General features: G+C 73.6%; 12 protein-coding genes and 1 riboswitch. Of the genes, 10 read left to right on the top strand and 2 right to left on the bottom strand.

Annotated elements, in window-relative coordinates; translation table 11 throughout:
• Window positions 1-4 precede the first annotated feature (4 nt).
• Complete coding sequence (tpiA, locus tag ACX9MN_RS08050) at window positions 5-766, top strand: triose-phosphate isomerase (RefSeq protein ID WP_489724143.1); 762 nt, start codon at window positions 5-7, stop codon at window positions 764-766.
• A gap of 55 nt (window positions 767-821) precedes the next feature.
• Here the strand turns inward: tpiA and ACX9MN_RS08045 are convergent, their stop codons facing one another.
• Complete coding sequence (locus ACX9MN_RS08045) at window positions 822-1,280, bottom strand: nuclear transport factor 2 family protein (protein ID WP_489724142.1); 459 nt, start codon at window positions 1,278-1,280, stop codon at window positions 822-824.
• A 305-nt stretch (window positions 1,281-1,585) separates the two neighbouring features.
• Here ACX9MN_RS08045 and secG point away from each other — a divergent pair, with 305 nt between their 5' ends.
• From secG to ACX9MN_RS08025, 4 genes are all read left to right on the top strand, one after another.
• Window positions 1,586-2,020 (top strand): preprotein translocase subunit SecG, encoded by a 435-nt coding sequence (secG, locus tag ACX9MN_RS08040; RefSeq protein WP_042672232.1) that lies wholly within the window; start codon window positions 1,586-1,588, stop codon window positions 2,018-2,020.
• A 156-nt stretch (window positions 2,021-2,176) separates the two neighbouring features.
• Window positions 2,177-3,805, top strand: coding sequence for a CTP synthase (gene pyrG / locus ACX9MN_RS08035; RefSeq protein ID WP_103985736.1), 1,629 nt, complete (start codon window positions 2,177-2,179; stop codon window positions 3,803-3,805).
• A 58-nt stretch (window positions 3,806-3,863) separates the two neighbouring features.
• Window positions 3,864-4,316 (top strand): DNA polymerase III subunit chi, encoded by a 453-nt coding sequence (locus ACX9MN_RS08030; RefSeq protein ID WP_020094625.1) that lies wholly within the window; start codon window positions 3,864-3,866, stop codon window positions 4,314-4,316.
• Window positions 4,316-5,908 (top strand): S10 family peptidase, encoded by a 1,593-nt coding sequence (locus tag ACX9MN_RS08025; RefSeq protein ID WP_489724141.1) that lies wholly within the window; start codon window positions 4,316-4,318, stop codon window positions 5,906-5,908. The genes ACX9MN_RS08030 and ACX9MN_RS08025 overlap by 1 nt, the downstream gene beginning before the upstream one ends.
• 22 nt (window positions 5,909-5,930) lie before the next feature.
• Here the strand turns inward: ACX9MN_RS08025 and ACX9MN_RS08020 are convergent, their stop codons facing one another.
• Window positions 5,931-7,295: a discoidin domain-containing protein gene (locus ACX9MN_RS08020; protein WP_489724140.1), complete on the bottom strand. Its 1,365-nt coding sequence runs from the start codon at window positions 7,293-7,295 to the stop codon at window positions 5,931-5,933.
• 161 nt (window positions 7,296-7,456) lie between these two features.
• A riboswitch (cobalamin riboswitch) is annotated at window positions 7,457-7,651 on the top strand.
• A 35-nt stretch (window positions 7,652-7,686) separates the two neighbouring features.
• Between ACX9MN_RS08020 and ACX9MN_RS08015 the strand changes: the two genes are divergently transcribed.
• Genes ACX9MN_RS08015 through cobN form a run of 5 tightly spaced genes read left to right on the top strand, consistent with a single transcriptional unit; the run spans window position 7,687 to window position 13,439 of the window.
• Window positions 7,687-7,869: a CbtB domain-containing protein gene (locus ACX9MN_RS08015; protein ID WP_024829520.1), complete on the top strand. Its 183-nt coding sequence runs from the start codon at window positions 7,687-7,689 to the stop codon at window positions 7,867-7,869.
• Window positions 7,870-7,885: 16 nt separating this feature from the next.
• Entirely contained in the window at window positions 7,886-8,638 is a 753-nt protein-coding gene (locus tag ACX9MN_RS08010; RefSeq protein WP_132366460.1) for a CbtA family protein, read from the top strand.
• Window positions 8,631-9,032 (top strand): DUF1636 domain-containing protein, encoded by a 402-nt coding sequence (locus ACX9MN_RS08005; RefSeq protein ID WP_020094630.1) that lies wholly within the window; start codon window positions 8,631-8,633, stop codon window positions 9,030-9,032. The genes ACX9MN_RS08010 and ACX9MN_RS08005 overlap by 8 nt, the downstream gene beginning before the upstream one ends.
• Window positions 9,029-10,063: a cobalamin biosynthesis protein CobW gene (gene cobW / locus ACX9MN_RS08000; RefSeq protein ID WP_489724139.1), complete on the top strand. Its 1,035-nt coding sequence runs from the start codon at window positions 9,029-9,031 to the stop codon at window positions 10,061-10,063. The genes ACX9MN_RS08005 and cobW overlap by 4 nt, the downstream gene beginning before the upstream one ends.
• A gap of 46 nt (window positions 10,064-10,109) precedes the next feature.
• Window positions 10,110-13,439 carry a cobaltochelatase subunit CobN gene (cobN, locus tag ACX9MN_RS07995; protein WP_489724138.1) on the top strand — a complete coding sequence of 1,110 codons (3,330 nt, stop codon included), beginning with the start codon at window positions 10,110-10,112 and terminating at the stop codon, window positions 13,437-13,439.
• The last annotated feature ends 38 nt before the right edge of the window (window positions 13,440-13,477 follow it).

Raw genomic sequence — 13,477 nt, 5'->3', positions numbered from 1 at the left:
AGGAATGACGCAGTCTGGGCGCAAGCCGCTTGTCGCCGGCAACTGGAAGATGAACGGGACCCGGGCATCCATCCAGGTTGTCGAGGCGATTCGCGACCGGCTCTCGCCGGACCTCGCGTCGCGCATCGACGTGCTGATCTGCCCGCCTGCGACGCTGATCGGATCCTGCGTGGCGGCGGCGGCCGGATCGCCGATCGCGATCGGCGGCCAGAACCTGCACGCCCGGCCGAGCGGCGCCTTCACGGGCTCGATCTCGGCCGAGATGCTCGCCGATCTCGGCGCCAAGTACGTGATCGTCGGCCATTCCGAGCGCCGGGCCTACCACCACGAGACCGACGACGGGGTCCACGCCAAGGCGCTGGGCGCCCGCCGCGCCGGCCTGTGCGGCATCGTCTGCGTCGGCGAGACCATCGAGGAGCGCGAGCAGGGCCGCGCCCTCGACATCGTCCGCGCCCAGCTCGCCATCGGCCTGCCGAAGGGCGCGACGGCGGCCGACACGGTGATCGCCTACGAGCCGGTCTGGGCGATCGGCTCCGGGCGGACGCCGACGCCGCGCGACATCGCCGAGGTCCACGCCTCCCTGCGGGAGATGCTCGACAAGCTCGTCGGCGACGAGGCGCAGAAGATCCGCATCCTCTACGGCGGCTCGGTGAAGCCCGGCAACGCCAAGGAACTCCTGTCGGTGGACAACGTCGACGGCGCGCTCGTGGGCGGCGCGAGCCTCGTGGCGGAAGACTTCCTGGGGATCTGCGCCGCCTACGCCTGAGCGCGGGCCCGCGAAGCCTGTCGGAGCGCGGCGCGACAGACGCGCCGCGCGACCGTCAGATCTTGAAGGCCTGCCGGGCGAGCAGCCGCCAGCGGCCGCCGTCGCTGTGCCAGACCTGCATCACGCCGATATGGACCGGCGACGTCTTGCCGTTCGAGACCACCTCGCCGGTGAAGACGTGGCGCGCGATGGCGTCGTCGCCGACCACCGAGACGGAGCGGTCCGACAGGGTGATGCTCGGGAAGGTCGAGCGCTTGCTGGTCAGCGTCTCGATGAAGGCCGCCTTGTCCTGCACCTGACCGCTGGAATGGCCGTAGCTCAGCCCGTCGAGGGTCAGGGCGTCGAGGGCCGGACCGTCGGCGGCGAGGAGAGCCTTGGTGAGGGCGTCGACCGCCTGCTCGACCGCGGCGCCCCGGGCGGAGGGATCGGTTCCGGCCGCGGAGCCGGAGCCCGGGCGGATCAGGACGGGTGCGGCGATGGCGGCGGCGAGCGCCGCACGGCGTGACACGGACATGGCTTGCCTCCCGGACCGGGCGGCGCGTTCGGTCGGCCGCCCTGCCCCGGCAGAGAGCACGGTGCGCCGACGAAGGCGAGGGTCGGAGCGGACAGTCGGCCGCGCGCGTCAGGTTGGCGGCGGGCGACCGGTGGTGTATGCCGTCGCCGAATTCCGGCCGGTCCGCCCGAAGCGTCCCCCGAAGCCCCCGCCGCACGCCCGTGCGTCGGGGCGGTTCGTGGACGATCGCGGGCTCCGGCCCTCGTGCGTTCGTCTTCCGGTGCCCGCTGCCGGCGCGCGGCGCTGAAGAAGATCCCGGAACACCGATGCAGACCGTCCTGATCGTCGTCCACCTCATCATCGTGCTCGCGCTGATCGGCGTCGTGCTGCTCCAGCGCTCCGAGGGCGGACTCGGGCTCGGCGGCGGTGGCGGCGGTGGCGGCGTCGGCGGGTTCATGACCGGCCGCGGCCAGGCCAACGCCCTGACGCGGGCCACCGCGATCCTGGCGGCCTTGTTCTTCGCCACCAGCCTGACCCTCGCGATCCTGTCGCATCGCTCGGCGGCGCCGAAGTCGATCCTCGACACCGGCGCGCCGCAGACCTCCGGCCAGCCGGCCAAGCAGCCGACCGGTGCCGACAACCTGCTCGACACGCTGCGCCAGCAGCAGGACCGGGCGCCCGCGAACGCCCCGGCCCAGCCGGCCCCCGCGCAGCCGGCCCCCGCCCAGCCGGCGGTTCCGGACGCGCCGCAGTCGCGCTGACGGCGCGCGCCGCGAGCGGCGCAGCGTCCGACCCTTGTCCCGACGGACCGGCGCTCGGCCGGTCCACGCCATGCGTTCCGCGATCCCCAGCCCATGCGCGGGTCGGGGCCTCCGTCGTTTGGCAAATGCCAGCAGCTTCTTTATGGACCGAGGCCCATGACGCGGTACGTTTTCATCACCGGCGGCGTGGTCTCATCCCTCGGCAAGGGCCTGGCCTCGGCGGCCCTGGCGGCGGTCCTCCAGGCCCGCGGCTACCGGGTCCGGATGCGCAAGCTCGACCCCTACCTGAACGTCGATCCGGGCACGATGAGCCCGACGCAGCACGGCGAGGTGTTCGTCACCGACGACGGCGCCGAGACCGACCTCGACCTCGGGCATTACGAGCGCTTCACCGGCGTTCCGGCGAGCCGGGCCGACAACATCACGACGGGCCGGATCTACCAGGACATCATCGCCAAGGAGCGCCGCGGCGACTACCTCGGCGCCACGATCCAGGTGATCCCGCACGTCACCAACGCGATCAAGGACTTCGTCCTCGACGGCAACGACAGCTTCGACTTCGTGCTGGTGGAGATCGGCGGCACGGTCGGCGACATCGAGGGCCTGCCGTTCTTCGAGGCGATCCGGCAGCTCGGGCAGGAGCTGCCGCGGGGCACCTGCTGCTACGTCCACCTGACGCTGCTGCCCTACATCCCGTCCGCCGGCGAGCTGAAGACCAAGCCGACCCAGCACTCTGTGAAGGAGCTGCGCTCCATCGGCATCCAGCCCGACATCCTGCTCTGCCGCTGCGACCGGCCGATCCCGATGGACGAGCGGCGCAAGCTCGCGCTGTTCTGCAACGTCCGCCAGACCGCGGTCATCGAGGCCCTCGACGTGGCCTCGATCTACGAGGTGCCGCTCTCCTATCGGACCGCGGGCCTCGACCGGGAGGTGCTCGGCCATTTCGGCCTGGAGCACGGCGAGGAGCCGGATCTCGGCCGCTGGCAGACCATCGCCGAGCGCGTGCGCAATCCCGAGGGCGAGGTCTCGATCGCCATCGTGGGTAAGTACACGGGGCTGAAGGACGCCTACAAGTCGCTGACCGAGGCGCTGACCCACGGGGGCATCAGCCACCGGGTGAAGGTCAATCTCGAGTGGATCGAGGCCGAGGTGTTCGAGCGCGAGGATCCGGCGCCCTTCCTCGAAGGCCTCAACGGGATCCTCGTGCCGGGCGGCTTCGGCCAGCGCGGGGCCGAGGGCAAGATCCGGGCGGCCCGCTACGCCCGCGAGAAGCGCATCCCCTATCTCGGCATCTGCTTCGGCATGCAGATGGCGGTGATCGAGGCGGCCCGCTCGCTGGCCGGGATGCCGGAGGCCAACTCCACGGAGTTCGGCGACACCGCCGAGCCGGTGGTCGGCCTGCTCACCGAGTGGCTGCGCGGCAACGAGCTTGAGCGGCGCGCGGCGGCCGGCGATCTCGGCGGCACGATGCGGCTCGGCGCCTACGAGGCGAAGCTCGACCCCCAGTCCAAGATCGCCCAGATCTACGGGTCCGATCAGATCTCGGAGCGCCACCGCCACCGCTACGAGGTCAACATGGCCTATCGCGAGCGGCTGGAGGCCAAGGGCCTGCGCTTCTCGGGCGTGTCCCCCGACGGCCTGTTGCCCGAGACGGTGGAGCATGTCGGGCACCCGTGGTTCATCGGCGTGCAGTTCCATCCGGAGCTGAAGTCGCGCCCGTTCGAGCCGCACCCGCTGTTCAAGGGCTTCGTCGGCGCCGCGATCGAGCAGAGCCGCCTGGTCTGAGGCCGCGGCGGCGCGCCGCTGCTCGCGCGGCGGCCCGCGGCCCTATATCCTCGGTGCCGTGACCGAGATCCTCTTCTACCATATGCAGCGGCAGCCCCTGGAGAAGGTGCTGCCGAACCTCGTCGAGCGCTCGCTGGACCGCGGCTGGCAGGCCGCGATCCAGGCGGCGAGCGAGGAGCGCCTGCAGGCGCTCGATGACCACCTCTGGACTTATTCCGACGAGAGCTTCCTGCCGCACGGCACCGACCGCGAGCCCGACGCCGCGAGCCAGCCGGTGGTGCTCACGCTCCGGGACGTGAATCCCAACACCGCCTCGATCCGCTTCCTGGTGGAGGGCGCCGACCTGCCGCCCGACGCCGGGCAGTACGAGCGGATCTGCATCCTGTTCGACGGGACCGACCAGGACGCGCTGCTGCGCGCCCGCGAGCAGTGGAAGCAGGCCAAGGACGCCGGTCACGCGGTGGCCTACTGGCAGCAGGACGAGTCCGGACGCTGGAACAAGAAGGCTTGATGGTGGCCCCCCACGCACGTCTCGCGCGCGCCGCGCTCGCCCTCGCCCTGGCTCTGGCCGCGCCCCCGGCCACCCTCGCCCAGGACGCGCCGCACGGCCATCCCGCGGAGAGCAAACCGGCGCAGCGCGGACCGGAGGGGCGCCGCCTGCCGCCCGATTCGACGACCAAGCAGAGCGTGATGCTGCCGGACGGCCGGACCCTCGACTTCACCGCCACCGCCGGCAGCCTGCCCCTCGTCGACGAGGCGGGCAAGCTGCAGGCCGAGATCGCCTACGTCGCCTACACGATGGCGCCGCAGGCCGGCCGGGAGCGTCCCGTCACTTTCGCGGTTAATGGCGGCCCGGGCGCCGCCTCGGCCTATCTCAATATCGGGGCGATCGGGCCCTGGCGGCTGCCGGTCGGCGGCGACAGCATCAGCCCGTCGCAGCCGGTGACGCTGACGCCCAACGACGGGACGTGGCTCGGCTTCACCGACCTCATCTTCCTCGATCCCGTGGGGACCGGGTACAGCCGGGCCGCGGACGGGAACGGCAAGGCCTACTGGTCGATCGATTCCGACGCCTCGACTCTGGCGGCGACCATCGCGCGCTACCTGCGCATCAACGACCGCATGGCGAGCCCGAAATTCTTCGTCGGCGAGAGCTACGGCGGCTTCCGCGGCCCGCTGATCGCCGAGAAGCTCCAGGAGGAGATCGGCGTCGGCCTGTCCGGCATGGTGCTGCTCTCGCCGGTGCTCGATTTCGCGTGGCTGGAGACGCCGCGGGCCAACCCGTGGGGCTACGTGCTGAAGCTGCCCTCGCTGGCGGCGGGCGCGCTCGAGCGGGCCGGCACGGTGCCGACGCCAACCCTGCTCGGCGACGCGGAGGCCTACGCCTCGGGCCCGTACCTGAGCGACCTGCTCAAGGGGCCGAGCGACACGGCCGCCGTCGCCCGGATGACCGAGAAGGTCGCGCCCCTCGTCGGTCTCGACCCCGCCCTGGTGCGTGCCCAGGCGGCGCGCCTCGCGACCCGGAGCGTCCAGCGCGAGATCGACCGCGCCGAGGGCCGCGTGACCAGCGCCTACGACACCGGCATCACCGGCTGGGACCCGAACCCGGACGCCGCCCAGTCGAGCTTCGAGGATCCCCAGCTCACCGCCCTCCAGGCACCGCTGACGAGCGCGATGCTCGACCTCTACGCGCGGACGCTGAAATGGCCGGTGACCAACATGCGCTACGAGCTCCTGAACAACGCCGTCAATCGCGGCTGGAGCTGGGGCTCGGGCCGGCAGGCGCCCGAGGTCCTGTCGAACCTGAAGGGCGATCTGGCGCTCGACGGGCACCTGCGCGTCCTCGTGGCGCACGGCTTCACCGACCTGGTGACGCCCTACTTCGCCTCGAAGCTCCTGCTGGCGCAGGTCCCCGCCTACGCCGCCGGCCGCCTGAGCCTCGCGGTCTATCCGGGCGGGCACATGTTCTACACGCGTCCGGATTCGCGCGCCGCCTTCCGGACGGACGTGGAGCGGATGTACACGGACGCCCTGAAGGTGCGCGACGCCGGCTCGACCCGTCCGGCCGGAGCCCCCGCCGAACATCTCAGGACCGCGCCGTAGCGCCTCCGGCCCGCCGCGCCGGTCACGCGTCGTCGAAGGCGAGGGCCTCGGCCGGGTAATCCACCATCGTCCGGCGCTGCGCGTCGGTGTTCTGCCACTCGCCGACCTTCATGTAGCGGCCCTCGAGATCGCGGACCTCGACCACTTTCCCGATGGTGGGGATCGACTGGAAGCCCTGCGGCCAGTTCGACGCGAAGTAGAAGACCTGCTCGACGTGGTCCGAGAGGTGGCAGATCCCCGGCCCGAAGGTCCCCAGCCCGAAGACGAGGTAGCGGCCGTTCACCAGCGCCGCGACGTCGGAGATCAGCGACTCGCTCTGGATCTCCACCGGCAGTCCGCGCCGCTCGGCGTACGCCTCCACCTCGGCGATGACCGGGTTCAGCCTGTTCTCGAAGACGAGCTTGACCGAGCGGATCCGACCCTCGGCCAGGAGCCGGTCGATGACCATCCGGTAGAACGCGAAGGGCGGCTGCGGATAGTGCGGATCGACCCAGGTGCTGAAGATGTCGCCCGACCGGATGTGGATCAGGAGTTGGTCGTGGGGCTTCACCGGGAAGCTCTTCGGCAGGCCGTTGAACAGCGGCCGGATCACGCTCTGCACGATCGCGCGCGAATCCGTCGGCCCCCGCAGCGCGGTCACGCGCTCGAACTGCGTCGGGTCGAAATACAGGCCCGACAGGAAGTAGCCGTCCGACGGCAGCGGCTCGTCCGGCGGGATGAAGGTGATGCCGTCGCAGGTCAGCCGCTCGGTCAGGAAGATCACCTTGCTGCGGTCAACCTTGGGCACCTTGATGTACTTCAGGTTGAGCGCCTTCGCGATGGACACCGCGATGATGTACTGGACGAGGCAGTTGCCGAAGGCGCCGTTCTCGAACAGCGCCAGGCCGACCAGGGCGTGGCTGGCGCGGTCGGGCGCCGACTGGAGCGCGTAGGTGACGTAGACGTTGGCGCCGGGCTTCTCGTTCAGGAGCGTCACGTCGAGGTCGAGCATCGCCCGCAGCGCGATCAGGTCGACCGCGGCCTCGTCGGCGCGGATGCCGATGCCGGCGATCCGGGCCGGTTCGGGCGCGGCGATCCGGACCGCGCGCGCCCAGGCCCGCTCGTCGGGGACGATCGCGGCGACGAGGGCGTCCGGGGTCGCGGTCCAGCCGGCGAAGCCCGGCTCGGCCCACGTCACGCCGTCCTGCGAGACCGCCACCGCGACGTCGCCGGGCTCCGCGGGAACCGCCCCCTCCCCCGGCCGCAGGGCGACGGAATGGATCGGGAAGCGGCCGCCGAGGTCGACCTCGAGCCACGTCGTTCCCGTGCCCGCATCGGAGACGATCCGCGGCTCACGGCCGGCCGCGAGATCGACGAGAACCGGGGTCGGATCGTCTGTCGGGGCCATCGGGTCTCCGGGAGTTCAGCGCCCGCGCCGGGGCCGGGCGGGTATCGGGTGCGGCGGTGCCCGCTCCGGGGCGCGGCCGTCAAGCCCGCCCCGATCGCGGGGCGGGCGCGGGAAACGGCCGCGATCCGGCGCCCCTCCGTTGTGTCCCGGCGGCCATGCGTCTACAACGGCCGGGCGACGGTGCCCCGGAGACGGGGTGAAAAGGGAATGCGGTGAGGGGTTTGAGGCCCCGATTCCGCGGCTGCCCCCGCAACTGTGAGCGGCGAGCGCCCGCCATGCGCCACCGGAGCGATCCGGGAAGGCGGTGGGCGCGCCGAGCCGCGAGCCAGGAGACCTGCCGTCGCGACAGGATCCCGCAATGCCGCCGGTGGGGCGGCTGGAGACGCTTCTGATGACGACGCAAACCCTCGCCCCCGTCGCCGCCGGCACCCGCGCGTCGGAGCGCCCCATCGCCGTCGCGCTCGCGGCCGTGCTGGGCCTCGGCCTGCTGTTCATGGCGGGTTTCTCGCCGGCGATCGCGCTCCACAACGCGGCGCACGATTTCCGGCACACCCAGAACTTCCCCTGCCACTGACCTCCCCGGACCAGGGATGATCATCCGGCTCCTGTCGGCGGCCCTCGCCGCCGGCTTCTTCGCGGCTGCCATCGTGACGGGCCTCGAACTCACGCTGACCTCGCCGCTGATCGTCGCGGCCGAGCGCTACGAGCAGCAGGAGGCGCCGAACCGGGCTGCCAAGGCGCTCCCGATCAAGGCGTTCCCGATCGTGCTGGCTCATGCCGGGCACGACCACGCCGCCCCCGACGCCGCGCCGGAATGGCAGCCCGCGCCCGGCCTGCCGCGGATGGCCTTCACCGGGCTCGCGACCCTCGTGGGCGGCGTCGGCTACGCGCTGCTGCTCGGCGCGGTGATGCTCGCCTGCGGCCGCGAGCCCACGCCGCAGGTCGGCCTCGCCTTCGCGGTGGCGGGCTTCGCCAGCGTCGCCCTCGCGCCGGGCCTCGGCCTGCCGCCGGAATTGCCCGGCAGCGCGGCGGCCCCGCTCGCGACGCGCCAGGCGTGGTGGGTGATGACCGCCGCGGCGACCGGCATGGGGCTCTACCTGATCACGATCCGCCGCGCGCTGATCACGATCCTCGGGGGGCTCGTCCTGATCATCGCGCCGCACGTCGTCGGCGCCCCGCAGGCGCCCGAGGCCGCGTCCGAACTTCCGGCGGCGCTCGCCGCGCAATTCGCCGCGCGGTCGCTCGCCATCAGCTTCGTGTTCTGGATCCTGATCGGGCTGGGGCTCGGCTGGGCGTGGCAGGCCTTCGCCCGCGGCGCGGATCGGGGAGCGGCCCGTGCCTGAGACCGTTCTCTACGTCTGCACCACCTGCCGCCGGCCGGACGACGACCCCGACGGGCCCCGCGCCGGGGCCCGCCTGCTGGAGGCGCTCCGGGCGCGGAGCGGCGCCACGCCGGACCTGCGGGTCGAGGCGGTGGAGTGCCTGTCGGTCTGCAAGCGGCCCTGCACCGTGGCGGTCGCCGCGGCCGACCGCTGGACCTACGTCTACGGCGACATGGATCCCGCCGCCTCGGCCGAGATCATCCTCGGCGGGCTCGCGGCCTACGCGGCGACCCCGGACGGCATCGTGCCCTGGCGCGAGCGTCCGGAGGCGTTCCGCAAGGGCGTGATCGCCCGCATTCCCCCTTTCCCAGAACCCCGCCCGGTCCCCGCCGGCACCCTGGAGCCCGCGGAATGACCCTCGTGAACAAGATCCCCTGCACCATCATCACCGGCTTCCTCGGGGCCGGCAAGACGACCCTCGTCCGCCACGTGGTCGAGAACGCCAAGGGGCGCCGCCTCGCGATCCTGGTGAACGAGTTCGGTGATATCGGCTTCGACAAGTCCTTCCTGGCGGCCTGCGGCGTCGAGGGCTGCACCGAGGACGCCATCGTCGAGCTGCCGAACGGCTGCATCTGCTGCACGGTCGCGGACGATTTCGTGCCGGCGCTGGAGACCCTTCTCGGCCGCGCCGAGCCGCCGGAGCACATCCTGATCGAGACCTCCGGCCTCGCCCTGCCGAAGCCGCTGGTCCAGGCATTCCAGTGGCCGGCGATCCGCTCGCGGGTGACCGTCGACGGCGTGGTCGCGGTGGTCGACGGCCCGGCGGTAGCCTCGGGCGCCTTCGCGGAGGACCCGGAGGCCCTCGCGGCCCAGCGCGCCGCCGACCAGTCGGTCGACCACGACAACCCCCTGGAGGAGGTGTTCGAGGACCAGCTCCTCTGCGCCGACCTCGTGGTCGTCAACAAGGCCGACCTGATCGACGCCGCGACGCGGGCGCGGGTCCGCGCCGAGGTCGAGGGGCACCTGCCCCGCGCCGTGAAGGTGGTCGAGACCGAGAACGGCGCCATCGACCCGCGGGTGCTGCTCGGTCTCGGCGCGGCCGCCGAGGACGACCTCGACGCCCGCCCCTCGCACCACGGCGAGGGCGAGGACCACGACCACGACGATTTCGAGACGGTCGCGCTGCCGGTGCGCCCGGCGGTGACCGGGGGGGATCTCGCGGCCCGGGTCGAGGCGGCGGCCGAGGCCGCCGGCGTCCTGCGCATCAAGGGCTTCGCCGAGGTCGAGGGCAAGCCGATGCGCCTCGTGGTGCAGGGTGTCGGCCGGCGCGTGACCCATCATTTCGACCGCCCCTGGCGGTCCGGGGAAGCCCGCGACGGGACGCTGGTGGTGATCGGCCTCAAAGGCTTCGACAAGGACGCCGTCGCGGCGGCCCTCGCGGGATGAGGCCGGTCGCGCACGCCCGCCCGGACTCGCGCTAGGGGCCGCCGCGGTGCATCTCGTGCGCATCGATGCCGTCTCCCTCGACGAGGGCGAGGCGGCCGTGGATCTCGGGCAGGAGCCCGGCGACCTCGTGGTGCTGTCCTTCACCGACAGCGACCTCGCGTCGGTCGGGCAGGCCCACGCCGCGGAGCCCGGCCTGCCGAGCCTGCGGCTCGCGAAGCTCGCCAGGCTGCGGCACCCGCTCTCGGTCGACCTCTACGTCGAGCGCGTCGTGGCGCGCGCCAAGGCGGTGGTGATCCGCTGCCTGGGCGGCCTCGATTACTGGCGCTACGGGATCGAGCGCTGCGCAGAGGCCGCGCGGGCGCACGGCGTCGTCCTCGCGGTCCTGCCGGGCGACGACCGGCCGGATCCGCGTCTCGCCGCCTTCTCCACCGATCCCGACCTCGCCGGGCAGCTCGACGCCTTTTTCCGGGCCGGCGGCCCCGACAACCTGCGGCGGATGCTGCGGCGCCTGGCGATCCGCCTGGGCGCCGACGGCCCGGTCGAGCCGCCGCAGCCGCTCCCGCGCGGCTTTCCCTGGTGCCCCGGCTGCGGAGTTCTTCCCCTCGAGGCAGCCCTCGCCGCGGCCGCGACCGCGGTCCCGCTCGCCGGAGCGCGCAGTGCGGCAGAGCCCGTCGCGCTCCTGCTGATCTACCGCTCCGCCGTGCTCGGCGGCGACACCGGCCCGTTCGTCGCCCTCGCCGCCGCCCTGCGGGCGCGCGGGATCGGCGTGCTGCCGATGGCCGTGTCGAGCCTGAAGGAGCCGCAGGCCGCCGCCGCGGTCGCCGCGGCCGTGCGCGCGCGCAGGCCCGATCTCGTGATCGCCGCCACCGCCTTCTCGGCCCGCGAGGACGAGACCGGCTTCGTGCTCGACGGCGGCGACTGCCCGGTTCTCCAGGCCTTCACGGTGGGGTCGCCCCGCGCGGCCTGGGAGGCCTCCGCCCGCGGTCTCGGCGCGGCCGATCTCGCCATGCAGGTCGCGCTGCCGGAATTCGACGGCCGGCTCTCGGGCTTCCCGATCTCGTTCAAGGAGGAGAGCGCCGAGATCGCCGGCTTCGCCGAGCGGCGCGCCGTGCCCTACGAGGCCGGCATCGCCGCGCTGGCCGACCGGGCCGCGGGATGGCTGCGGCTGTCCGCCCTGCCCCGGGCGGCGCGGCGCGTCGCCTTGGTCCTGTCCGACTACCCTGCCCGCGGCGGCCGGGCCGGGTTCGCGGTCGGCCTCGACACGCCCGCGAGCGCCCGCGCGATCGCCGCCGACCTCGCGGCCGCGGGCTACGCGGCGGGCGCGCTTCCGGAGCCCGGAGCGCTGATGGCGGCGCTCACGGAGGGCCCGGCCGCGTTCCGGGTGCCGCTCGCGGCCTACGCGGCGTGGTGGCGCACGCTTTCCGAGGACGTCCGCGCCGCGGTCACCGACAGCTGGGGTGAAGCCGAGGCGGACCCGGCCTGCGTCGACGGCGCCTTCCGGTTCCGGATGGTCCGGGACGGCGCCCTCGCGGTCTTCCTCCAGCCCGACCGCGGCCGCGATCCCGATCGCAAGACCGGTTACCACGACCTCGACCGCGCCCCGACCCACGCCTACCTGGCCTTCCATCTCGGCCTGCGGCAGCAATTCGACGCCCTGGTGCAGCTCGGCACACACGGCACCGCGGAGTGGCTGCCGGGCAAGGCCGTGGCCCTGTCGCCCGCCTGCTTCCCGGCGCTCTGCGTCGGCGGGCTGCCGGTGATCTACCCGTTCATCGTCGACGACCCGGGCGAGGCCGCGCCGCTCAAGCGCCGCCTGGGCGGGGTCGCGCTCGGGCACCTGACGCCCGACACCGCCGTCCACGCGCTGACGCCCGAGGCGGCCCGCCTCCGCGAGCTGGTGGAGGAGTATTCCGCCGCCAGCGTGCTCGACCCCCGCCGCGCCAACCTCATCGCCCGCGCCATCCTAGAGGAGGCCGGGGCGGCCGGACTGCTGGACGGTGCCGGGATCGGCCCGGACACGCCGATGGACGAGGCGCTGACGCGGCTCGACGCGCATCTCTGCGATCTCGGCGAGACCGTCTTCCGCGACGGACTGCACGTCTTCGCCCGCGCCCCGGACCGGGCCGCGGACGCCGTCGCGGCGAGCGCGGACTCCGAGCGGGCCGGCCTGCTCGCGGCCCTCGACGGGCGGTTCGTCCGGCCGGGCCCCTCGGGCTCGCCGTCGCGCGGGCGGGCCGACGTGCTCCCGACCGGGCGCAACCTCGCGACCCTCGACCCGCGGGCCATCCCGAGCCGCGCCGCCGCGCTCCTCGGCGAGCGGGCGGCCGCCGCCGTGGTGACCCGCTACCTCCAGGACGAGGGCGCCTATCCGGCCCGGATCGTCATGGATCTCTGGGCCTCGCCGACCCTGCGCACCGGTGGCGAGGACGTGGCCCACGCCCTGGCCCTGATGGGCGTGCGGCCGGTCTGGGACCATGCCAGCACCCGCGTCACCGGCTTCGAGATCCTGCCCCTCGCCATGCTGGACCGGCCGCGGATCGACGTCACCGTCCGCGTCTCCGGCGCGTTCCGCGACACCTTCCCCGACACGCTGGCGCTGCTCGACCGCGCTGCCCGCGCCGTGGCGGACCGGGACGAGACCGACGACGAGAATCCCCTCGCGGCGGCGCGCCGGCGGGGCGACGCGTCGGTGCGCGTCTACGGGGCCGCGCCCGGCCGCTACGGCGCCGGCACCGCCGCCACGGCCCTGGACGGCGCCTGGGAGGACCGCGCCGATCTCGGCCGCGCCTACCTGGCCGCGAGCGGCCACGCCTACGGCGACCGCGAGGGGCCGGACGCCAATTTCGCCGCCAGGGTCGCGGCGGCCGACGCCTATCTCCACGCCTTCGACGTGGCCGAGCGCGACCTGTTCGACGGCGACGCCGCCGTCGACGCGATGGGCGGTTTCGCGGCGGCCGCCGCCCTGGAGGGGGCGAGCCCCGCCCTCTACAGCGTCGACGTGTCGGTCCCGGAGCGGCCGAAGGCGCGGACGGCCCGCGAGGACGCGGCCCGCCTGATCCGCGGGCGCCTCGCCGATCCCCGCTGGATCGCGGCCCAGCTGCGCCACGGTTACCGGGGGGCGCAGGAACTCGCCCAGGGTCTCGACGCGGTCTTCGTCCTGGCCGCCGCGAGCGACGCGGTGACGGATGCCGGCTTCGAGGCGCTCTACGCGGCCTGGATCGCTGACGCCGAGGTGTTCGAGTGCCTGCGCGCCGCCAACCCCGCCGCGGCCCGCGCGATCCTGGAGCGGTTCGACGCCGCCCGGGACCGCGGCCTCTGGCACAGCCGACGCAACGCCCTCCCGGCCGACGCCCTGATGCGCGAGGCCGCCGAGTGAGCGCGGCCCCGCATCGGCGCGCCCTGCCCGAGGCGCCC

The organism is Methylobacterium sp. 1A (genome assembly GCF_058072805.1).
The sequence above is the reverse complement of the archived record's forward strand: the minus strand, read 5'-3'. Positions and strand labels throughout refer to the sequence as shown.

Excerpts from the sequence above, each read along its gene's own strand:
- tpiA (WP_489724143.1), top strand. The coding sequence starts at position 5 with ATGACGCAGTCTGGGCGCAAGCCGCTTGTCGCCGGCAACTGGAAGATG.
- ACX9MN_RS08045 (WP_489724142.1), bottom strand. The coding sequence starts at position 1,280 with ATGTCCGTGTCACGCCGTGCGGCGCTCGCCGCCGCCATCGCCGCACCC.
- secG (WP_042672232.1), top strand. The coding sequence starts at position 1,586 with ATGCAGACCGTCCTGATCGTCGTCCACCTCATCATCGTGCTCGCGCTG.
- pyrG (WP_103985736.1), top strand. The coding sequence starts at position 2,177 with ATGACGCGGTACGTTTTCATCACCGGCGGCGTGGTCTCATCCCTCGGC.
- ACX9MN_RS08025 (WP_489724141.1), top strand. The coding sequence starts at position 4,316 with ATGGTGGCCCCCCACGCACGTCTCGCGCGCGCCGCGCTCGCCCTCGCC.
- ACX9MN_RS08020 (WP_489724140.1), bottom strand. The coding sequence starts at position 7,295 with ATGGCCCCGACAGACGATCCGACCCCGGTTCTCGTCGATCTCGCGGCC.
- ACX9MN_RS08015 (WP_024829520.1), top strand. The coding sequence starts at position 7,687 with ATGACGACGCAAACCCTCGCCCCCGTCGCCGCCGGCACCCGCGCGTCG.
- ACX9MN_RS08010 (WP_132366460.1), top strand. The coding sequence starts at position 7,886 with ATGATCATCCGGCTCCTGTCGGCGGCCCTCGCCGCCGGCTTCTTCGCG.
- cobW (WP_489724139.1), top strand. The coding sequence starts at position 9,029 with ATGACCCTCGTGAACAAGATCCCCTGCACCATCATCACCGGCTTCCTC.